The 21,454-nt window shown below is 62.4% G+C and carries 19 protein-coding genes; 7 read left to right on the top strand and 12 right to left on the bottom strand.

Going from position 1 to position 21,454, the window contains the following annotated elements; genetic code table 11:
• Positions 1–125 precede the first annotated feature (125 nt).
• Positions 126–479 carry a hypothetical protein gene (locus tag J7I86_RS05045; protein ID WP_214816328.1) on the top strand — a complete coding sequence of 118 codons (354 nt, stop codon included), beginning with the start codon at positions 126–128 and terminating at the stop codon, positions 477–479.
• On the opposite strand, the gene J7I86_RS05050 is transcribed toward J7I86_RS05045, so the two are convergent.
• Both J7I86_RS05050 and J7I86_RS05055 read right to left on the bottom strand, forming a co-directional pair.
• Complete coding sequence (locus tag J7I86_RS05050; RefSeq protein WP_214816331.1) at positions 476–3,409, bottom strand: hypothetical protein; 2,934 nt, start codon at positions 3,407–3,409, stop codon at positions 476–478. The genes J7I86_RS05045 and J7I86_RS05050 overlap by 4 nt on opposite strands.
• A gap of 191 nt (positions 3,410–3,600) precedes the next feature.
• On the bottom strand, positions 3,601–5,253 hold the full coding sequence (locus tag J7I86_RS05055; protein WP_214816335.1) for a sigma-70 family RNA polymerase sigma factor: 1,653 nt from the start codon (positions 5,251–5,253) through the stop codon (positions 3,601–3,603).
• 186 nt (positions 5,254–5,439) lie between these two features.
• On the opposite strand from J7I86_RS05055, the gene J7I86_RS05060 reads away from it, so the two are divergent.
• Complete coding sequence (locus J7I86_RS05060) at positions 5,440–5,916, top strand: hypothetical protein (protein ID WP_286179311.1); 477 nt, start codon at positions 5,440–5,442, stop codon at positions 5,914–5,916.
• 40 nt (positions 5,917–5,956) lie between these two features.
• Here J7I86_RS05060 and J7I86_RS05065 read toward each other — a convergent pair whose 3' ends face one another.
• Genes J7I86_RS05065 through J7I86_RS05080 form a run of 4 tightly spaced genes read right to left on the bottom strand, consistent with a single transcriptional unit; the run spans position 5,957 to position 10,378 of the window.
• Positions 5,957–6,313, bottom strand: a complete 357-nt coding sequence (locus J7I86_RS05065; protein ID WP_214816338.1) for a GNAT family N-acetyltransferase — start codon at positions 6,311–6,313, stop codon at positions 5,957–5,959.
• Complete coding sequence (locus J7I86_RS05070; RefSeq protein WP_214816341.1) at positions 6,310–7,665, bottom strand: acyltransferase; 1,356 nt, start codon at positions 7,663–7,665, stop codon at positions 6,310–6,312. Before J7I86_RS05070 ends, J7I86_RS05065 begins: the two co-directional genes overlap by 4 nt.
• A 38-nt stretch (positions 7,666–7,703) precedes the next feature.
• Positions 7,704–8,921 carry a M20 family metallopeptidase gene (locus J7I86_RS05075; protein ID WP_214816344.1) on the bottom strand — a complete coding sequence of 406 codons (1,218 nt, stop codon included), beginning with the start codon at positions 8,919–8,921 and terminating at the stop codon, positions 7,704–7,706.
• Between the two features lie 38 nt (positions 8,922–8,959).
• Positions 8,960–10,378: an MFS transporter gene (locus J7I86_RS05080; RefSeq protein WP_214816347.1), complete on the bottom strand. Its 1,419-nt coding sequence runs from the start codon at positions 10,376–10,378 to the stop codon at positions 8,960–8,962.
• Positions 10,379–10,497: 119 nt separating this feature from the next.
• On the opposite strand from J7I86_RS05080, the gene J7I86_RS05085 reads away from it, so the two are divergent.
• Together J7I86_RS05085 and J7I86_RS05090 are read left to right on the top strand one after the other, a co-directional pair.
• Positions 10,498–11,553, top strand: coding sequence for an Lrp/AsnC family transcriptional regulator (locus J7I86_RS05085; protein WP_214816350.1), 1,056 nt, complete (start codon positions 10,498–10,500; stop codon positions 11,551–11,553).
• Entirely contained in the window at positions 11,550–11,969 is a 420-nt protein-coding gene (locus J7I86_RS05090) for a VOC family protein (protein ID WP_214816353.1), read from the top strand. The genes J7I86_RS05085 and J7I86_RS05090 overlap by 4 nt, the downstream gene beginning before the upstream one ends.
• A 15-nt stretch (positions 11,970–11,984) precedes the next feature.
• On the opposite strand, the gene J7I86_RS05095 is transcribed toward J7I86_RS05090, so the two are convergent.
• From J7I86_RS05095 to J7I86_RS05115, 5 genes are all read right to left on the bottom strand, one after another.
• Entirely contained in the window at positions 11,985–12,377 is a 393-nt protein-coding gene (locus J7I86_RS05095) for a DUF1304 domain-containing protein (protein ID WP_214816357.1), read from the bottom strand.
• Between the two features lie 39 nt (positions 12,378–12,416).
• Positions 12,417–13,292 (bottom strand): class II fructose-bisphosphate aldolase, encoded by an 876-nt coding sequence (locus J7I86_RS05100; RefSeq protein ID WP_214816360.1) that lies wholly within the window; start codon positions 13,290–13,292, stop codon positions 12,417–12,419.
• Positions 13,292–14,758, bottom strand: a complete 1,467-nt coding sequence (locus J7I86_RS05105) for a GntP family transporter (RefSeq protein ID WP_214816363.1) — start codon at positions 14,756–14,758, stop codon at positions 13,292–13,294. Before J7I86_RS05105 ends, J7I86_RS05100 begins: the two co-directional genes overlap by 1 nt.
• Positions 14,759–14,859: 101 nt before the next feature.
• Positions 14,860–15,762: an NAD(P)-dependent oxidoreductase gene (locus J7I86_RS05110; protein WP_214816366.1), complete on the bottom strand. Its 903-nt coding sequence runs from the start codon at positions 15,760–15,762 to the stop codon at positions 14,860–14,862.
• Between the two features lie 25 nt (positions 15,763–15,787).
• Positions 15,788–17,296 carry a four-carbon acid sugar kinase family protein gene (locus tag J7I86_RS05115; RefSeq protein WP_214816375.1) on the bottom strand — a complete coding sequence of 503 codons (1,509 nt, stop codon included), beginning with the start codon at positions 17,294–17,296 and terminating at the stop codon, positions 15,788–15,790.
• 129 nt (positions 17,297–17,425) lie between these two features.
• Here J7I86_RS05115 and J7I86_RS05120 point away from each other — a divergent pair, with 129 nt between their 5' ends.
• The 3 genes from J7I86_RS05120 (at position 17,426) to J7I86_RS05130 (ending at position 20,300) form a co-directional block, all read left to right on the top strand.
• A complete protein-coding gene (locus tag J7I86_RS05120) occupies positions 17,426–18,235 on the top strand; it encodes an alpha/beta fold hydrolase (protein WP_214816377.1) in 810 nt (269 codons plus the stop codon).
• 75 nt (positions 18,236–18,310) lie between these two features.
• Positions 18,311–19,012, top strand: coding sequence for a FadR/GntR family transcriptional regulator (locus J7I86_RS05125; RefSeq protein ID WP_214816380.1), 702 nt, complete (start codon positions 18,311–18,313; stop codon positions 19,010–19,012).
• A 139-nt stretch (positions 19,013–19,151) separates the two neighbouring features.
• A complete protein-coding gene (locus J7I86_RS05130) occupies positions 19,152–20,300 on the top strand; it encodes a Fic family protein (protein WP_214816383.1) in 1,149 nt (382 codons plus the stop codon).
• 14 nt (positions 20,301–20,314) lie between these two features.
• Here J7I86_RS05130 and J7I86_RS05135 read toward each other — a convergent pair whose 3' ends face one another.
• Positions 20,315–21,238, bottom strand: coding sequence for an AraC family transcriptional regulator (locus tag J7I86_RS05135; RefSeq protein WP_286179314.1), 924 nt, complete (start codon positions 21,236–21,238; stop codon positions 20,315–20,317).
• Positions 21,239–21,454: the final 216 nt, after the last annotated feature.

Raw genomic sequence — 21,454 nt, forward strand, 5'->3', positions numbered from 1 at the left:
CTGCGTCATTGACTTCTCATGGCGCTGTTTAGCGTGCAAAATATGGCACTCTTTTTTGGCCGCGGCCCGGATCGGGCAGGGAGTAGAGTGCAAGGACTATCGGCTGCCAGCGGTTGGGGGACCCCATGCAAGACCACATTCACGAGCGCATCGGTTTCCGCGAAATCGACGAACACGGCAACGCAGTGCCCGCGGTCAGCCCTCATGTGCCCGAGCAGCCGGACCCGGCACGGAAGCGCAGTTCAATCAACCCGTTCATCATTGCGCTGTGGGTGCTGGATGCGGCATTGATCATTTTCGGGTTGTGGGCTCTGAGCGAAGCAGCGGCCGCGATGGCAGGACCGACCCAGTTCAATACCTCGCCACAGCTGAGCTTCATGTTGATGTCCTACACCCCGTACGTACTCCTGGGCGGAGTGCTGCTGACCGCGGCCCTCCTGTTCTGGCATGCAGTTCAGTGGCAAAAGAAGCGGCCCTAAACAGACCGTGAGCCCCTGCGGCGTCCCGCCACAAACATGAACAGCCCCAGTCCGACCACCAGAAGGCTAATGGGCAGAACCGTGAGGACAACGCCGGTAGAGGCGAGGAATCCCTCAGACAGACCACGGACATCCGAAGCGTGGGGTGAAACAGCACTTCCGGAAGGTGAAGTTTCCGGCTCCGATGTTGCCCCGGCTCCGGGCATACCCGCCACAGGTGCCATACCCGTTGCGCCATTACCCCCTGCAGGTGCCGTTTCCGCCGTCGGCGGCCCAATCGCGTCCGTATCGTCCTGAGGGAAGGTCACAAGTACGCGTGCAAGTGGCGTAGTAACCGGCGGCCCCAAGGGAGGCGTCCCTGTGGCTGTGGCCGCACTGGTGAACATTCCGGCGTCGGCGTCGGCCTGCGTGACGGCATAGCTTGCCGTAGCGGTCACAGTTTCACCGGGAAGCAGGGTTCCCTCAGCACCGGGCCAGGCATAGTCCGGACCCGGTAGGCCCGGCGTCTGATGATTGACCGCGACGGCCGTCAAGGGCACGTTCCCGGTGTTGTGCAGTGTGAACTTGTAGACGATCACCTCGCCCACCTGTGTTGGGTCTCCGAGGGCAGAAGCGCCTGCAGTCATCGTGAACTCCAAACCCGAGGCCGCGTTCAATGGAGTGTCCGTTTTACTCGGCGGAGGTGTTACGGAAGGTCCCAAGGGCGGAGTACCCGTAGCGGTAGCGCCACTGAGAACATGGCCGGCGTCGACATCCACTTGGGTGATGGCATAACTTGCCGCAGCCGTTACCGTTTGGCCCGGGAGAAGTACGCCCGGAGTACCCGGCCAGGTGTACGACAAGGCGGAAAGACCGGCCAGCGGAGCCTCGATCCGCGCGTCCTTGAGCGTGACATTACCGCTGTTCGTCGAGGCGAAGTTGTACCTGATGATGTCGCCAACCTTGGACAACCCGTCCGCATCAAGTTTCCGAGAAGATCCGGTGAACTGCATCGCAGGCGCCATCACCAGGGGGATATCCGCATCCCTGGGAGGAGGAGCGACGGGCAAGCCCGCGAATGGATGTCCGGTACTCGAAGCCCGGTTGGCGACGTGACCTGCGTCGATGTCTGCCTGCGTAATGGCGTACGTCGCCGTTGCAATCAACCTCTGGCCGGGAAGAAGTACGCCGGGCGTGCCCGGCCAGGCGTAGCTCACGGCAGATAGACCAGACTTGGGAGCATCGATTGCGACGTCGGCCAAAGGCACGTTACCCGTGTTCTTCGACGTGAACGAATATCTGATCCGGTCCCCCACAACTGCAGGTGAACGGACCCCGGAAGCATCGGCGGAGAACGCGAATTCCATGCCCGGTGCGGAGGTGGCAGTGTTGGTCAGGACGCAGCTGACATCGGCACCGGCAACGGGAACAATGGCAAGAGAACCGGCGAAGGCCGCGCCGTTGGGCAGGCCCGGCTGGAGACCGCGGGCGTCAGTACAGGTGATGCTTTTGTCATATCCGGACAGGTTGGAGCCTGATTGGGTGAGGTAGTACGTTGCACCCGCTGTTGCAACGTACTCGCCCGTCGTGCCGGTGCCTGCAGCGATCGTGGCGCCGGAGCCCCGGGTGGTGGAGTTCGCGCTGCTACTGACCACAGGCCCATCGGCCGAACCTGTGCGGATTTCGGTGGTGAATTGGTCCTCATTCAGCAACCGTGCGGCATTCAAGGCGGTGCTCAATGTCAGACGCGGGGCGCGGACGGTCAGTGCAGCATCCGCAGGTGGGGCCAGATTGGTGACCATGGTGGCTGGACCGTTAACGTATGTTCCCTCCGCAGCAGCGGTGACGTCCACCGTGATGGTGCACGCCGTCATACCCGGCGCAATATCGCCGCCTGTCACGGAAATAGAGTTGCTTCCGCCCACCGCGGTCCGAACAAAAGGGTTGGTCCCCGGGGCTTGTTCGCACGTGCCACCAAGGTTAGGGGTTCCGGCCACAACAATTCCGGCTGGGAGGGTATCCGTCAGGAACCAGTCGTCCTTCGCTGTTAGCTCGTCGGTGTTGGTGACAGTCAGCGTCATCCGGGTCGTTCCGCCGGGATTCACCAAGGCGGGAACAAACGCTGTGTCCAGCTGCGGAGTAACGTCCACAATCTGCGGGAGGTCAAAAGCCACATCATTGCCGGCGCCGGTGGTGGTCTCATTCCGCAGTTCCAGGCCAAGGGTGGGGTTGGTGGTGCCAACCGGGACTTGGTAGGGGGCGGATTGCAGCTTGGTGACGTGAACGCTGGCTTGGTTGCTGCTGCCACAGGGGTCCAGCCCGGCGCTGAGGACTTGCCGCGTCCCGTTGACGAGGAGACTGAAGGTCTGGCTTGCGTGTGCCGCATGGCAGTTCACTTGGGCGAAGTATGCGGAAACAGCGTAGTAGTGGCCCGCTATTGCCGGGGCGGCGTTCCGCTCGGTCCGGAACTGGACACCGGCCGCGATACTTCCAAAGGCACTGTTGGTGTACTCGGACAACACCTGATTTCCGGCAGCTTGGGGCGGGCTTTGCCCCTGTGCCAAGCCAAGCGCAACTGCCATCTGCCGGACCTGCTCCCAACCCGCCGGCTGGTTCATGAGGCAGCCGGAGTCGGACGTCGGCAACGGCGTGGAGGAGTTCAGTATCCAACCGTCGCATTCTCCGCCGGCCGGCGTGTAGGGCGTATCGGCCGTGTACGTCACATCGGCTGCTTCGGGGCCGCCTTGGTAACGCAGGATGCTGATGGCGCCTGCAGTGGCGTCCTCGTTTGAGAAGCTCTCACCATAGACGGTGGTGCCTGTTTGGGCCACGCCGGGTGTTCCCGGCACTGAGGCAAGGGCAGCCGGCATCGAAGCCCCGCCCAGCCCCAGCGTCACCATCGCCGTAACGATCAGGCTCGCCAACAGCTTGTGCGGACGTGCGTCCTTCATGGGCCATCCTCAGTGCGCTCAACCAAATTTCTTGCCGTTGAATGTTCAATTGATCCAACGGAGGGCACCGAAAACACAGGGGACCCGAACTCTTAGTGCGGGCAGTTGGGGAATCGTGACGCGGATATCCGAAATTCTTTGAGAAAGATTTCAGCTGACTGCCCGGAGGATGCGGGACGGGCACAAAGCGCCTAGTGATATGCGTTGGCGAAGGACTTGCTGGCGATGCCTCGGCCGCCAAACTGATAATTCAGCATTCCACCGCCTGCGCTATCCGGCACGGTAACCCCCAGCTTGAAGTCCAGATCATGAGCGGTCAGTGAAGAGGCGACGCAGCGAACTTGCCGCGGGTCAGAAGCAGGGTTGGCGCAGGTCCAACCAGACGGAGCAACAGTCCTTCCTGCCACAAAAGTCGCCTGGTCCGGGAGGGTGAAAACCGCTTCACCCGTAGTGGGCGACCCCTCGCCGTCCAGCGAAAACTCCACTCGGAGCTCCCGTTCCGCTGGGCCTGGGCCGGCAGCTGAGGCGAACGTCGCATCAACCGTGTGAGTCACAGGTGACGTTGACGCGGAAGCCGCGGGGGTCGTCGTGGACGACACCGTACCGGAGCCCACCACCACGGCACTGCGCTTCCCCTGCACTGGCGGCGTAACGACGGCGGGTTGCGGCTCAGCGGGCGCGGGCGCCTCTGCGGAGGAAGCCTGAGTGGGATTCGGCGCCGCCGTGGCGTCGGCCCCCTGTGTTCCGGCGGGACCAGGCGTTGTGGCGGGCTCGGAGGTCGTAGGTTGGGTGGTTGGCGCGGACGTTGCGTGGACCGGGGGGACTTTCTCACCGGCGTCACCTGCCACAGCGGACTCGGTGGCGGCAGTCGGTTGAAGCAACCATGCCAGGACTCCCACCAGTGCCAGCACTCCCACGACGATTGCCGCCGTCACCTTCCATACTTGGCCAACACTGCGCGCAACGACGGTACCGGCTTGGGCTGAAAACGCCGGCGAAACTGCTGCATTTATGGCTGATGATCCCAGCGCGGCAAGCGCGGCTGGGCTGAAGGCGATGCCCGTCACCAAGGGGAACAGGATGGCCCTCATGCCGCCCTGAACATCATTGAGTTCCATCAGCAGAGCCGTGCACTTGGCACAGCCATCCAGGTGAGCTCTGACCCTCTCCTCAGACGTGCGTTTCAGGGCGTTCCGGGCGTACTTTCCCAACTGGATGGCGTACTCTTCACAGCCCTCGCCCATCGGTTGGCTGATGTGCTGCTGAAGGTAGGCCTGGCGCAGCCCTTCCCTCGCCCGGAGGGCCAATGAGGAGACGCCGTTGGGAGTAAGGCCCACCAACGGGGCGGCAGCGGCGGGCTTCAGGCCCTCGATATCCAAGTGCCAGAGGACAGCCTGCCAGCGTTCGGGCAAGGACTTGAACGCCTTCGCCATGATGCTGGACTCGAGGTTACTCAGGACGGGGTCGGCGTCCAGGACGGCGGAATCCAGGACGGCGTCGTCGGCAGCAGTCGGCATTCGGCGGGCCTTGCGGTTCCGATCGTGGGCCGTGCGGCGTACCACAGTCAAAAGATAGGAGCGGAAGAACTCCTTTGGCCCCTTGCCCTCGGTCAACAACTGAAAGATGGCGGCGAAAGACTCTGCCACGACGTCGTCGGCATCGCTGGGATTGTCCGTCTGGGAACGGGCCACGTATTGGGCGATCTTCACGTGCCGCTCATAGAGAACATCGAAGGCCTCAGTGACCCCCTGGCGCACCATGGACATGATGTGGGGATCGCTTTCAGCGGCCATCGCCAGGGTTGGGGAGGCCCTATCTGCATTTACCGAAAATACTTGATCCATAAACAGTAGTGTGACATCAGATGCCGTTTGACTTGAATTGGGCTCTTCATACCTGTAGAGAACTCTTCTTTTTGCCTCCTTCGCATCACGATTCCCCACTTCGCGGCACTAGTCAGGCATGAACTTCCAACCCCCTGGAGCGATTCGAGGAATCATGGCCATCCGGCGCCCGCGCCCCCTCTTGAGATGACGCGCGCTCTCCACAAGAAGGGCCCACGGCGTCAGAGCGTTGTGGTTCAGGGATTGCCACACTACCGCTCCGGCCTGCTTACCCGAAAGAGGAATGCGGGCCATATCGCCTTGGTTTACGGAGCGGACAGGCCATGGGCCATTCCGGGCGATACCGTCATTTTCACGGCATGGATCACCAATGACTCGGCCAGCTACCTACGGGACGTCACACTGATACCGCGTTCCTTTACCAACGAGGGCATGGAGGCACTTCACTACACAGCAGAACCTGTGCCGGGGGACCTTGAAATCAGCCTTCTGGCGCCCGGCCAATCAGTGATGCGGAGCTTCTCCTACGTGGTCGCAGACTCCGATTACCTCCACGGGGGAAGCCTGGTCAGCGCTATGCGGGTCCGGGCCACGTGCCGGGGACGCGTCATTTTGGATGAGCACGACGCCATGGTCTCGCTCAGCGGAATGCGACGGGACTGACCGTTTGAGACCAACCCCGGCAGCGCAAAACAGCTGACCGCTACTCGTTGTTCGGTTGACCCACGGGCCTTTCAGCGGGCCAATCCACATCCTGCTCGTAGCCCTCGTGCTTCTTCAAGTACGCGGCAATGTAAGGGCAATGCGGGATGATGCGTTTTCCGGACGCCACCACATCATCCAAGGCAAAATGCGCCAGTACTTTTGCCAAGCCCTGACCCTCGAACCCGGGCTTCGTTTCAGTGTGAATGAAGTCGATATGACCGGGCTTGTCCATGAACTGGGAAATCACGGCCACCTCTCCGTCCACATGCAGCTCGTAGCGGTGAAATTTGTCATTGCGCACCGTGGTGACGCCAGGGCGGAACGACTCTGCCAGTGAATCCGTGTACTCGGTCATGTTTCGAGATTGGCACGTAAATCCGGCTCTGGCAACGTCCGCCATCGCCCCGCGCGTAGTTCCGTACTCTCACGCACCGGCGGTGGCAGCACCGGCGTCGGAACCCTGCCAAGCAGAAGGACGGCAAGAGCGAAGCAAGCCGCTCCCCCGCCCAGCAGTGCCAGAGTTAAACCGTTAAAAGCGGCGTCAGCCACCGGGACCAAAACCACGACGGCGGCCGTCACCACAGCGGCACGCGACGGACCCCGGGCGTGGCTGGCCGCCGTCGGACGGTTCTCCAGGCGACCAAAAAGCCACACCACGGGGACCAACAGAGTGACCACCGCGAAGAAGATGGGTATACGTGCCCACCACCAGTCTGCCGTCCCGGCCAGCGGCTTGGGCACTTCGGTGAGCAGCAGCAACCCGGACATGCCCACCAGGAGCGGCAGGTGCCACAGGTAGACGGTCATGGAACGCCGTCCCGCGAAGGCTATGATTGCCCGAATCCAAGGTGCGTCAGCAATCCCCCGGATGCCGTTTTGCAACATCTGGAGCGTCGCGGCCTGCGAAATGCCCAGGAGCAGCAGGCAGAGATTGGGCGGGTTCAGGTTCACCACCATGTTGCCCGGGTACACGGCCACACCGGTCACCAGTCCCAGCAGAAGGTTGCTGGACACAATTGCCCCAACGAGCCACGTGCGGCTCCGGTTCTCGAAGAAGCCGTCAGTCATGAGAAAGCCCAGTTGCTGGATGGCGCACCACACAAAGATCATGTTCGCGAACGCCAGGACGGGAAGGGCGCCGCGAAGGGAATCGACAGTGATGATCAGGGTCACCAGCGCGCCGAAGGTCAGAAACGGCGCACGTTGGTGAAGCCGCGCCAGCAGGGGAATGCTGAGCTGGGCGGTGAGGTAAGCCGCCAGGAACCATAGGGGCATCGCGGCGCCGGCGGTCATCAACTGGATGACCTGAGGGTGGACACCCAGCAGCAGCGCGACCCACAGCCCTCCCCACATGACCGCCAGCAAAGCCATGGCCGGGCGGACCAGGCGCAGGAGCCGCAAGTGCGCGAAATCGAAACCCGTGCCGCCATGCGCCTTCAGCCGCCGCCACGATTGCAGCCCGGTCACGCCGCCCAGAACAAAGAACAAGGGAACGATCATCAGGGCCCATGCCACAGGGGTAAACCAGCCTTGCTCCATGAGCACGTTCCCGGTGCTGACAGTCCCATCCTTTAGCCGGACAGGGCTGACCATCATGCAGTGCGCCGCGACAACCAGGAGAAGGCAAGTGAAACGGACAAGGTCGATTACGGGGTCCCGTTGCACAGCCGTTGCTTGGCCGGCGGGAGGATTCACGCCCTTTTCCATGGCTCTCCCCTGCAGTGGCACGCACATGCGTGCTGACTTCATTGTCCGCCCGGGCGACGGGCTGGGCCAGCAGGCGGGGCGCTGCGTTTCCAACTGCGCGTCCTTTGCAGCAAGCGCTCCCGTTGTGCCGGGTCCAAAGCAGCGGCGCATGCCGCTGCTGCCAGTCCAAAGGATCCGTCCAACACCGCTTTGTCAGCTCCTGCCGATGCGCCGAAGGCTGCGAACTCCGCCGTGTGATGCGCGGCGCCACGCACGTCGTAACCCACCATCGGGTGGATGCTCGGCACCAGTTGCGAAACGTTTCCCATGTCAGTCGAGGCCACGGGATCGGCGTTGAAAGCAACGTCCCTACCCTTGGCTTTCATCGCTTCCTGATAAGCCGTGGACAGATATGTGTCCTGGCGCAGTTCCGCATAGTCGTTTCCGGAGGGCGTCACCCGGAGTGTGCATCCGCTCGCATGGGCACCGGCCTCCAAGCAGCGCCGAACTTTGTCTTGGATGACGCGCAGTTGATCAATGCCTGGTGCCCGCATTTCCACACTCGCCCGGCTGCGCTCAGGGATAACGTTGACGGCGCTGCCGCCTTCGGTGACGATCAGCGACACGACGGAGCCCACGGGCAGTTGCTGCCGAGCCAAAGCAATCGCCAACTGCGCCACCACCAACGCATCCAGCGCATTGACTCCTTCAGATGGCGCCGCCGCCGCATGGGCCGGACGCCCCTCGAACAGCACATCCCACATGGACATGGCCAGGGACGATCCACCCACCACATCCGCTGCACCGGCGTGGACCATCATGGCCAGCGAGACGTCGTCGAAGAAGCCTGCATCAATCAGGTCCACTTTGCCGCCGGTGGTCTCTTCCGCGGGCGTGCCGAGAACTTTGACAGAGATGTCCAGTTGCTCGGCCACCGCGGCCAACGCCAGCGCCGCTCCCACGGCGCTGGCCGCGTTGACGTTGTGGCCACAAGCATGGCCGATGGCGGGCAGGGCGTCGTACTCCACACACAGCGCCACCATAAGCTCGCCGGATCCGAAGCGTGCACTGAATGCTGTGGGCTCCTCAGGCTGCGCTTCATCGAAGGTGAAGCCTGCTTTACGGAGGACCCCCTTGACCCGTTTGACCGCACGGAATTCCTGGCCGCCAAGCTCCGGGTCGGCATGGATGGCGTGGCTCAAATCGAGGATTTCAGGTGTCCAGCGCTCCACCTCGCTGCCCAGGATGGAGTGGATGTTGGCTGGGGATGAAAGCACGACGGCGGGCCCTTGGGTCCCGCTGCTCAGCCCGGCCATCATGCCGTCACCTCAGCAGCCTGTCGCTTCGGGTACCGGGCACTGGCCGCGGCAGCGATCAGCGCCGCTGCACCCAGGGCTCCCCAGATGGTCAGCAATCCGGATTCGGTGATGCGTCCGGACTCAACGGATGCGGAAGAGATCAGCTTCACCACAGCGGCGCCAACCGCAATGCCGACTGAAAGTGCCAACTCATTGAGTCCGGCGGCCGTTGAGGTTTCCTCCAAAGGAACACCTTCCACGGACAGCGAACGAGTGCCCGCTTGGTACATTCCCAAGCTCAAATTGAACATAGCGAAGCCGATGCAGTATCCGGCAAAGGATCCGTGCGCGAACATCATGACCAAGAACCCGCCTGCCAGCAGAACACCGGCAAAGACCAGCGTGGCCCGTTCACCGAACCGTCGCAGCGCGCGTGCTGTCAGCAGGGATGACACCAGGGAAAGTACGGATGCCAGGGCAAGGACAATCGCGATCATCAGCGGACTGAGGCCGAACCCATAACCCGTTTTGTCCGGGTTGGAGTGCAGGAAAATACCGTTGGTTCCGAAATAGCTGATGGAAGCAAAGCCGAAGAAGAACGTGGCCAGAGAGATAGCGCGGATCCGGGGCGTAGCCAGCATGCGCAGGTCCATGAATCGCTGTCCGGCGGCACCGCTGTAGTCGCGCCTGGCCCAGAAGGCCAGCAGGGCGAGCCCCAACAGGCCGACCGCGAGGGTGCGGGCATCCAGCCAACCCCATTCCGGTGCCATCGACAACGCCACAACAAAACCAATGAGACCCAGCGAGCATGCCAGCAGGGGTGCCAGGGCGACGCCCTCACGGGTCGGGACCCCGGCGTCGGGCAGTAAGAAGGAGCAAACGAAAGCGACCACCGCGAACGGGACCGCCACCCAAAATCCGAGCGTCGGGTCTGTGACGCCGACAATTCCGGCGAGCAAACCGCCGCCTCCCACCATGATCATTAGCATGCCGATCATGACGCTGACACCAGTGCGCGTGTGTGCAGGGCTGGTGACTCGCAGGATTCCCATCATCAGCGGGATGAAACCCACCACGCACGTCAGCATGACGACGCCGAGCGTCACCGTCCACAACGACGGCCACAACGCCATCTGCAGCACACCGGCGGTCACAATTCCGGTGGACCAGCGCAACACCAGGCGGTATCCGTAGCTGTCGCCAAGCCTCGAAATGATGGGGGTGAGAACGGCGAAACTGACGTTGGAGATGAGGAAAATGCCGTTGATGGTGGGGTCGTCAATCTCGAAGACGGGTCCCAGCGCGGGCAGGATGGGATTCAGGTACCCCTGGGTCACGCCGCTGAGTGATTCGATGAGGGCCATCGCCAGGATCATTCCTGCAATGCTCCTGCGGGTCATGGCTGACGTGGTTGGAGGGGCTATGTTGCTTGCCATGTGCTTCCTTGGGGTCTTGAGCCTTGGTGGACGACTGGGCGGTGATGCGAGTCACAACGCTACGATCGTCGTCTACACTGGCCATGGAATTGTCTAAAACCTACTAAAAGCAGGAAATATTGAACGAATCAGCCATAATCTCGGAGCTTGACCTTGAAATCGTTAACGCGCTCCAGATCAACCCGCGGGCGGAATGGAGTCGGGTTGCGGATGCTCTTGGACTCTCAGGACCCACTGTCGCGCGACGTTGGCAAAGTTTGGCCGAGGGCCGGCTGGCATGGATCACGCCATCTCCCGGTCAGCGCTATCTCAGCGCGGGTTGGTCTGCCTTTATCCAACTCTCCTCACTGCCAGGCGAAAGTGAGGAACTCATTCGCCGGCTTTGTGCGGAGCCTGCATTTGGCACAGTGTCCATGGTCACCGGCTCGCACGACGTCTTTATGGATTGCTTTGCATCCAGCCATGAGGAACTCATGGACATCATCACTGGTTCTTTTCCCAAGCTTCCAGGTGTCACGCATCGCGAGGTGGTTTTCGTTACCAAGCTGTACCGCCAAGCCTCGGAATGGCGCAGCGGCACGCTGGAACCCGGACGTGCGCGGCAGGTCTCAACGCAAACAAAGGAAGCCCCCGCCGGCTATTCCCCTGATCGATTGGATGCCACGCTGCTGGAAGAGCTCGCCAAAGATGGCCGGGCCAGTTGGGCGGAACTTGGCGCTGCCTGCAACGTCTCACCCCAGACTGCCCGACGGCGGGTGGAGCGTTTCCTCGCTTCCGGCTACATAACGCTGAGGTGCGACGCCTCCACTGCAGCAAACAGGGGCCTGCGGGAGGTCACCCTCATGCTCAACATCCCGGCGCAATACGTGGACGACGTAGGCCGCTACTTCGCTGCGCAATCCAACTGTCGCCTCAGCGCCCAAGTCCTGGGTACGCAGAACCTGGTGGTCACCTTGTGGGTGCGCGACTATTTGGAAGCGCAAGCGTTCGAGCGGGAGCTGGCTCAACGGGCACCGGGCAGTTCGGTGATTTCACGGCAGGCGGTGGTGAGGACATACAAGCGCCTGGGCCATCTTCTTGACGAGTCCGGACGCAGTTTGTCAGTGGTGCCCCTTCCGCTGTGGAGGGAAGGGTCTGGACGGGGCGTCGAAACACCGGCAGGATCAGGCGCATGACTACGTCAATTTTCGTGAACCTGCCCGTCAGCGACCTCGAAGCATCCAAGGCCTTCTACACGGCCCTTGGCTACTCCATCAACCCGAACTTCACCGACGAGACCGCTGCCTGCGTGGTCATCAGCGACACCATCTATGCGATGCTCCTGACCCATGCAAAGTTCAGTGATTTCACCAAGCAGCCCATTGCGGACACACAAAACTCGACGGCGGCGATCGTCGCCATTTCAGCCGAGAGCCGTGAGGACGTGGATTCCCTGGCTGCGAAAGCACTCGAAGCCGGCGGTTCCGAAACCTACGACCCCATGGACATGGGATTCATGTACAGCCGCGCGTTCCGTGATCTGGACGGCCACCATTGGGAAGTCCTCTGGATGGACGACGCCGCAGCCCAGGCCGGTCCGCCGGAGCACTAGGAAAGTCCAGCGTTCCTAGCCCAGCGTTACTGCCAGCACACCAAGTACGACGGCGAGCAGCGGCGTGGTGCCTTGGAGAGTAGCTGCGCGGAGGTACTTTTTGCCGCTTGCTGCAAGCACAAGAGCGGCCAGGAGCATGGAGCCACAGCTGCTGAAGATGAGGGTCCAGCCCACTTGGGTTGCGCCCGTGGCTACCGCGATGATGCCGATTAAGGCGCCGATGGCGAGGAACAGGTTATAGAAGCCCTGGTTGTACGCGAGCGGCTTGGTAGTTTCCGCGTCGGCCTGGGAAGTGATGCTGAACGTTTTCCAAGTCTTAGGTTTGGTCCAGGTAATGGACTCCATGGTGAAGATGTAGACGTGGAGCAGGGCGGCAATCGTCGCAAAAATCAGGGAGGCCAGGATCATGTTTTGATCCTAGCCTCCCGGTGTTCTTGAGTTCGGCTGTCAGGCGCTGAGCAACTCCAACGTGGCGCCGGCGAAGGTCGCAGCCGTGCCGTTCCATCGGGCCAGCAGACCTTGGAGATTCTCGCCATCGGCCCGGTGCGCTGCGGTTTCAGATTCCAGCGTGGCCAGGATGCCCGTCCGCAGTTCGGTGTTGAAGTTCACTTTGCCGACCCGCAGGGAGGGAGCCTTAGCGAGCTCGCCGGCGGGGATTCCGGACGCGCCATGCAGCACCAGCGGGACGTCGGTCATAGCTGCCACGTCCTGCAGCACGTCCCAACGGATGTTTGGCTCGCCCTTGTACTTTCCATGCACATTGCCCACGGCCACGGCCAGCAGTTGGGCACCTGTCCGCTCCACGAAGTCGGCCACCTGCACAGGGTTGGTGAGCCCGGCAACGGGAGCACCGGCGTCGTGCGTTGAAGCTTCAGAACCGAACGCCTTGTCCTCATCGCCTGCAAGGCCGCCAAGTTCTGCCTCAATCACGACGTCGGTTGCACCTTGCGCATTCAGCGCAGCACGGACCTTGCGGACCAAGGCGATGTTGTCCTCGTAGGGCAAGGACGAGCCATCGGCCAGGACGGCGTCCGCACCCGCGGCCACAGAGCGGAGGATGACGTGGAGGTCCGAGGCATGGTCCAGCTGGACAGAAACCGGCACCGCGGCGTCGTCGGCCAAACCACGCAGGGCCGCGATGAGGCGCAGGCCGTTGGGTGTGGACGCAGTTTTCGGAGCGACCAGCAGTATCACGCCGAGCCGGGCTTCCTCCGCCGCGCCAATAACAGCCAGGGCAGTGGTGAAGTCGTAGCAAGTGAAGGCCGGAACAGCGGAGCCGGATGCCAGCGCAGCGTTGACCAGGTGATCGAGTTTGGTGCGCATCAGTGGGCCAGGCCTCCTACCAGGATCCAAGCGACGTACGTCAGCGCGAAGCCGGCCAAGCCCAGGATGGTGGTGAGGACGGTCCAGGTCTTGAGGCCATCGGACACGGTGAGGCCGTAGTAGCGGATCACAGTCCAGAAGCCGGCGTCCGTCACGTGGGACAGGCCCAGCGCACCGAAACCGATGGCGATCACGATCACGGCGATCTGGGCCGGGGTGTAACCGCCCTCCATCACCGCGGAAGTGAGCAGGCCGGTGGTGGTCACGATAGCCACGGTGGCCGAACCCTGCGCGGCGCGCAGTGCCAGGGAGATGATGAATCCGAGGACAATCACCGGCAGGCCAAGGCTGTCCAGCGTGTGAGACAACGCGGCGCCGATGCCTGAGGTGCGCAGGACTTCACCGAAGACGCCGCCTGCAGCAACCACCATGAGGATGGAGGCGATGGGAGGCAACGCACCTTCGAAGATTTCGCCGGTCTCCTTGAGCGACCAGTTACGGCGGACGGCCAGCAGGAAGAAGGAGAGGGCCACGGCAACGAGGAGCGCGAAGAAGGGATTGCCGACGAACGCGGCCACGCCGTACCAGTAATTGTCCTTGGGAATGGTCAGCGTGCCGACGGTGCCGAGGAGGATCTGGGCGATGGGTGCGGCGATCAGGAACATGATCAGTCCGGGACGCGGAGGGGCGATTGCGCGGGCGCCGGGACCGTCGTGGCCAACGTGGACCAGGGAGTCGGAGCCGAACTCCTCAACCTGCTGCTTGACGCCGGGGAGAAGCTCGTAGTCCTTGCGGTTCATGATGCTGGCAACCCAGTAGGACAGGAATCCAAGGGGGATGCAGATGATGAGCGAGATCATGGTGATGAGCCCGATGTCCGCACCAAATACGCCTGCACCAGCAACGATGCCCGGGTGCGGCGGAACAGCCACGTGGATGGAAAGCATGATGCCGGCCATGGGCAGGCCGAACTTGATGGGGTGAACGTTGGCGATCTTGGCGAAGGCGTAAACGATCGGAACGAGGACGATCACGCCCACTTCGAAGAACACGGGGATGGCTACGAGGAAGCCGACGGCGGTCAGCGCGACAGCGACGCGCTTGGCGCCGAGCTTCTCAGTGAAGTGGGTGGCCAGTGATTGCACCCCACCGGAAACCTCGATCATGCGGCCGAGGATGGCGCCGAGGGCGATCAGCAAAGCGACCTTGCCCATGGTGCTTCCAACGCCGGTGGTCACCACGGTGAAGATGTCCTTGAGCGGAATCTGCGCGGCAACACCCACCAGGATGCTAACGGCCAGCAGGGCCACGAAAGCCTGAATTTTGAAGCGGATAATCAGCACCAGCAGCAGGGCAATACCGGCTGCTGCGATGGTCAGCAGAAGCGGTGTTCCGAGCTCCACAGCGGGTTTGATCGGTGGCGCATCGGCCGCCTGGACCATCAAGGAGTTGACGAGGGGATTCATTGGGGGTGTCTCCTTTGACATACCAGTCTAGAGAAGACCGGCGGGAGGTGGCGGCGACGGCGAAGGGGGGATCGCCGTCGTCGCGCGTTCTGGTGGGGTGCTTAGACGGTGCGCTTTGCGGGCGCAACAACCTTGATGACGGCAGAGTCGTCGGCGGCGGCAAGGCCTTGCGCCTGACCGAGAAGGTAGAGCTGTTCAGCAGCGGCGGCAACGGGTGCGGCGAGGCCTGCGGCCCGGGTTGCCTTACCCACGATGCCCATGTCCTTGACGAAAATATCGAGGCGGCTGAGGACCTCAGCGCCTTCTTCGGAGTAGGCCTCAAGGATGCGCGGGCCACGGTTGGAGAGCATGAACGAACCGGCGGCGCCTGCTTCCAGGGCGGCGAGGGTCTTGGCTTGGTCGAGGCCGAGAGCGTCGGCAAGGGCCATGGCTTCTGCAGCGGCGGCGATGTGGACGCCGCACAGGAGCTGGTTGACGGTCTTGAGCGCCTGCCCGTCGCCGGGCTTGTCGCCCACGATGCTCAGCGTGGAGGCCAGAAGTTCGAGTGCGGGGCGGGCCTTTTCGAGTGCCTCGGGCTCAGCGCCGACAACGATCAGCAGGTCACCTTCGCCGGCACGCTTGGGGCCGCCGGACAGCGGAGCGTCTACGAGGGCCACTCCGTATTCGGCCAGCTTGGCCACCGTGGCGGGGATGGCCTCGGTGCCCACGGTGCTGCCGAGGATCACTACAGCACCCGGCTTCAGAACCGATGCCACGCCGTTCTCGCCGAAGAGGACATCGTTGAGCTGCTCGCCGTTGCGGACGGCCAGGAGCAGCGCGTCGGCGTCCTGCGAAGCTTCACGGGCTGAGGCGAAGGTCTTGATGCCCGCCGCGGCGGCGAGTTCCAGGCGCGGTTCGGCGATGTCGAACCCGTGGACGGTGAGCTCGGATGCGAGGCGGGTTGCCATGGGCAGGCCCATGGCGCCGAGGCCCAGGACGGTGACGGTGTAGTTGCTGCTGGTCATGGTGTTCTCCATTGAATTATTGCTGTTAGAAAGTGGCGCTGAGCTTGCGGGTGACTTCGGTCAGTGATTGGTCGTCGCCCACGTTTCCGGCGAACACGATGTACGGGATGCCCTTGGCCGGGCCGTCCACCGGCTCCCACAGGGAGACGATGCCCGGCAGCATGGGGCCGCGGACAATCGCGTGGCGAATTTCCAGGCCGTGCGCTGCGACGTCCGAGGACGTGATGCCGCCCTTGGCGATCACGAACCGCGGCGGGAAGGTTTTCAGCGTCCGGTTCACCACTGCGACGACGGCGGCGGAAACGGTGCGGGCGATCTTCAGGCTCGCTGCGGCGTCGTCGGTTTTGATGAGCAGGCGGCTGGTGTGGACGATGACGTCGCCGTTGTGGAGGGCGTCGACGACGTCGGACACGACGGTTCCGATGTAGGCGTCAGCTTCCGCTTCACCCGCGGTTTCGGTACCGGCAATGAGCTTCTCGACGTCGACCTCGATGATCCGCGCCGCCCTGTGTTCTGCCGTCAGGGCGTTGAGCTGGCGTGTGGTGACGCCGACGTGGGAGCCGACCACGATCAGGCCTCCCGCTGTGGAGGGAGTGTTGCCCGCGAAGGCCTCTGCGGAGGTCAGTGCGGTGCGGATTTCCTGGCCGATGCGGCCCCTGACGAAGGGCGGGCCTACGCGGTAGAGGAGCTTCTTGCCGCGGCGTTCTGCTTCTTCCAAGCCAAGGGCGAGGGCGCGGAAGTCATTCTCAGTAACGATGTCTGCCACGATCGGGGTGGAATTGGTGGCAGGCTCAAGGGCATCGGCGATCGCCTTGGCGGAGATGGTGGGGTCCTGCGCGGAGGCTCCGGCGCGGATGATGTTCAGGTCCAGGACGATGACGTCGCCGGCGGGGAACCGGCCTAGCGACTTCTCCTCCACGTACTTGGCCATCTCGGAGTTCGCGAAGCCGAAGCTGGCATCCTTGGCGAATTCTGTTTCGGCTACCGGAGTGAGGGAGCCGGCGTTTTCTCCGGTGCCGCGCATGTAGTGGATGCCGCCGATGGTGACGCGGCCGGCGTCGGGGAAGGCCGGGACGATTACCACGCCGTCGGTGGCTTCACCGGTCTCGGCGGCTACGGTGGCGGCGATGACGTCCGGTTCCAGCGGGTAGTGGCCGCGGAGGGTGGAGTCGCTGCGGCTGACAAAACCGAGCCGGACATTGCCGGCAGCTGCGGCCAGAGCGTTGCGGACGATTTCCTCGTTACGCGCTGCGGCTTCGGCCGGGTCCAGGCTGCGGGTGTTGGTGAGCACGTACACGGCAGGCTTGGTCTGGTGCTCGCCGATGTGGGTGAAGGCCCACGTGAAGTCTGCAACCTCCCAGCGGGTGAGGACCGCGAGATCAGCCACGGATTGCGTTCCCGTGGGGTCGTCGTCGAGGACTACCAGGATCTTTGGTGCGGCCGCCGACGACGCCGTAACGGCGTCGGCAACCAACTGAGCGGGAATCTGGACTTCCGCCGGGAAAGCGGCCAAAGCGTCGGCTTCAAGGGTCACTGTGCACTCCATCGTGGGAAATCTCTGTAGCGGTTTGGTGAATGTAAGATGTCAGACATCTAACATTTGAATTAGTGTGACATAAGGCCCTTCACCACGCAAGGTGTGGCGCATCACTAAGCTGGATGGATGGCTGACAGTGTTGTCCCGCTCCCGTTCGTGCATGTCCTCACGCCCGCCATTCCCGATGGTCAGCCTGTTCCCGCAGTGCTGATCCACGGATGGGCATCCGGTTCCGTGTACTGGGAACCCCTCGCCAGAAAACTGCTCGACGCCGGACGTGAAGTCTGGATTCTGGACCTCCCCGGCTACCACCCGGGCGAGGAATTGCCGCCGGACTTCGAGTGGACGCTGGACTCGGCAGCGGCTTCGGTGGCGGCAGCCCTTGATGCCCGTGGCGCTGACCAAGGTCCCGTGCACCTGGTGGGACATTCAATGGGTGGAAGTGTTTCACTGACCCTTGCGGCAGCCCGCCCCGACCTGGCGGCCTCGCTGACCTTGGTGGGCATGGCCCCGGTGCCGCAGAACCAGGGATTCAAAGAGGTGCTCAGGTCTCAGCTGGACCAAGGATTTTTTGACTCCGGAACCAAGGCCAAGCTCATGAACGCCTGGTACGGGGACTTGTCCGCGGCAGACGTGGAGCGGCTCAGCAAGGGGTTCGATGTGCCCTTCCCTGTCCTGTCCGCCAGCGCGTTGGCGGCCATGACCGGCGTCGAACCCTCAGTGCCTGGGCGCGTCCACGCTCCATTGCTGGTGATCGCCGGTACCGACGATCGGGTGCGGCCCATGGAGCAAATGCGCGCGTTCGTGGCCGAAAGCCCGCATCGGCGGTTGACAGTCATCGTCGGCGCCGGCCACAACGTCCACTGGGAGCAGCCCGAAGAATGCGCAGCGGCACTCACCGGGTTGTGGGAAACAAGCTGGCCACACCCAGCGTAAGATGTCTGACAACCACCCGTCCCGCGGGAAATCCGCGGGGGGCCGGGCGGTCTGAAGTACAGGAAATGGGGATACATGGCACGCAAGTCGCTGGTGGGCGTCGTGGCCGATGAACTGCTGGACCGGATCATCGCGGGCGAGTTTCCGCCCGGCACAGTGGTACCCGGCGAGCTGGAGCTCAGCGCCAAGCACGAGGTCAGCCGCATGACAGTGCGCGAGGCCATGAAAACCCTTGAGGCGCAGCGAATCCTGAGCGTCGAACGCGGACGCGGAACCTTCGTCAATCCCCTCAATCGGTGGGCGTCGCTGGAAGCCGTATTGCGCGCGGCCTCAGAGGGAACCAAGGACGCAGCTGCCGCGATCCAGTTGATCGAACTCCGCCGCATGCTTGAAACCGGGGCATGTGAACTGGCTGCCGAGCGCATCTCGGATGATGAGCTCGCGACGCTCAAAGAGCACGTCGAGAAGATGCAGGCCGCCCACGAAGTCAACGATCTCGCTGCCTTCGTGGAAGCGGACCTCGGCTTCCACGATGTGATTCTCCACGCCTCCGGCAACGTGTTCGTCGCAGTGCTTTTCGAACCGCTTCACCGGGTCCTGGAGGCCCGACGCACCGAGACTTCGGCTTTCCCTGAGATCCAGGAACACGCGATCGGCCATCACCGGAAGATCGCGGCCGCTTTGGAATCGCGCAATCCCAACGAATCACGCCTCGCCATGGATGCTCACATGCAGCAGACGCTGGACGACCTGAAGACGTACGTGCTGGAGGCCTAGTTAGCGGCGCAGGCGCCTTAATTGTTGGACCCGGATAATTTAAATCCTGCACGGGCCGGATCTAGCAAAATCATTGATTTCTAGGGGATAATCGGACCATGCTCTTAATTGTTGGAAACCTCTCTAGAAAATTCTCCCCGTGAACCCACTCGATTTTCCCGAGTTCCCCTTTAGCTCTCCACTGGCGAAAGCCATCATCGACCTTGAACGGGTTCGCGCAGATTTAGGTGAAGGAACCACCGCTCCCGAGGTCTTCACGCAGTTGCGAACACTCTTTCAACTGCTGTCGAGCATCATGAGCGCACGCATCGAAGGCAATCGCACGTCAATTGTGGATGCTGTTGCAGGCGTTCAGCTCGCGGACCGAGCCGACATCAAGCGGGACGACGGTGTTCAAGAGATCGTCCAGCTCCAAGAAGCAACGGCTTTCGTCGACTCCGCCGTCGGCCGGGGGACGATACTGACGCACGGGTTTGTCCGGGAGCTGCACCGCATCTCCGTGGCCGGTTTGGAACGCGAAGGGGACCGCACACCTGGCGCCTACAGGCTCGCCGATGTCACCATCAGCGGCTCATCGCACCGGCCACCCTCGCCAGGGAGCGTGCACGGAGACATGACGGCACTCCTCGACTTCATCAATGCGGACGTAGATCAAAACTACGAGCTCCTCAAGATTGCGCTCGCCCACCATCGGTTCGTCTGGATTCATCCTTTCGGCAATGGCAACGGTCGCGTCGGGAGACTCATGACTTACGCCGCCATGCGGCGGCAAGGGTTCTCCGACACCGCCGGATACCGGGCGCTGAACCCAACGGCCGTATTTGGGGAGAACCGCGCCCTCTATTACGAACGACTCGAAGACGCCGACTCCCTCGAACCCGAGTCCCTGATTCGCTGGTCGACGTATGTCCTCGAAGGACTACTGACAGACCTCAGAAGGTTGGCGAAACTCGGTGACAAGGACTTCGTTACGGAAGGTCTGTTGGTTCCCGCAATCGCAAGAGGCCTCGCCTCGTCGCGCTTCACGGCGGACGAAGCCCTGGCCTTGACCATCATCGCGCGCAAAGTTGATGTGAAGGCCGCAGACCTTAGTTCAGCATTCGCAGGTTCAGCTGCGACACGAAGCCAAGACATTCGAAAGCTCCTGGACCGCGGCGTCATTGAACCGATCGCCAAGGGGAAGAGATCCTACCGGCTTCGGCTGGCCCCGAGTGAACTAACGCCACTTCTGGTTCGGGAATTGGATCAATTGGGATTCCTGCCCCGCATTCTGCGCGATTCAGAATAGTCTCCGCCCCCTACCTAGCGGCGCAGGCTCTCGCTGGGCAGCTCCCCGAAAGCCTTCACATAGAGCGCAGAGAAGCGCCCTTGGTGCGTGAAGCCGCATAGCTCAGCCACCGCCGTGGCGCTCTGCTCGCGGGGGCTCGCTTCGAGAAGCATTTCCCGGGCACGGTCCAGCCGGATACTGCGTAATAACTCCGACGGCGTCGCTCCGGTTTCCGCCCGAAGGGCCGTTTGCAGTGTTCGGACCGAGACACCCAAACACTCGGCGATGTCCGGCACGGTGAGCTCTTCAAAAGCATGCCGTTCCAACAGCTCCCTGCATTCGCGGACCAAGCGGCTTTCGGATTCCATATCCCGGGTCTCATCGCCGGGCAACTCCATAGCCATCAGCAAGCGTGACACCATGCCATCCGCCAGCAAGCCCTGAACGAACACGGGAGCAGTGGAAAGCGGTTGGCTGATCATGTCGTCATGAAGCTCGACGACGGACCTCAAGAACGCGCGGCCGGCGGCACCTGAAAGGTCCATACCGTAGCCCAAGTCCACAGCGTTGCTGCCGTACAACTGCCCGGCTACCCTCTCCAGCGCAGAGCGCCTTACGTAGACAATCAGATGCGGGCTACCGCTGTCCCAGCTCATGGAAAATGGACGGTCGATGGGCGGAACAGTAGCCATGCGGGGACTGGATTCCACGGTGCGGGCGCCCACCTGCATGGAAGCGTGCCCGGCCAGCGGGATCTGCACAAGGTGGAAGTCCTGCAGGCCTTCGGGTTCGATCCGAACGTCAGCCCCGTAGTCCAGGAACTCGATTCCAACATCGCCGCGGTGGAGTGAACGTAGCTTCATGTCCATCAAGGATGCACGCGTCCGCGGGGCGAGCTCATGGCTGCAGAACAATTCCGCGATCTTGGCATGTGCCTCGTCCACATCCGTTGTGGCCATTGTTGGCTGCCCCCGCAAAACATCACGGGCAAGAATTCTGACCATCCGCCACCTACTTCACGGGTATTTGCAGTCCACATAACAAACGGTATTTTGCAGCTTTTCGCCTTTCGGATGATCCCCGCGCCAAGTGGATATTCCGGAGTGCAGCGGCTCTCTAGAGTCGCTTTTAAGACAAGTATGACGCAGCTCACAGAACCATAACAGTCGTGGAAG

The sequence above is a fragment of the Arthrobacter sp. ISL-95 genome (genome assembly GCF_018613695.1).
In the GTDB taxonomy this organism is placed as follows: domain Bacteria; phylum Actinomycetota; class Actinomycetes; order Actinomycetales; family Micrococcaceae; genus Arthrobacter.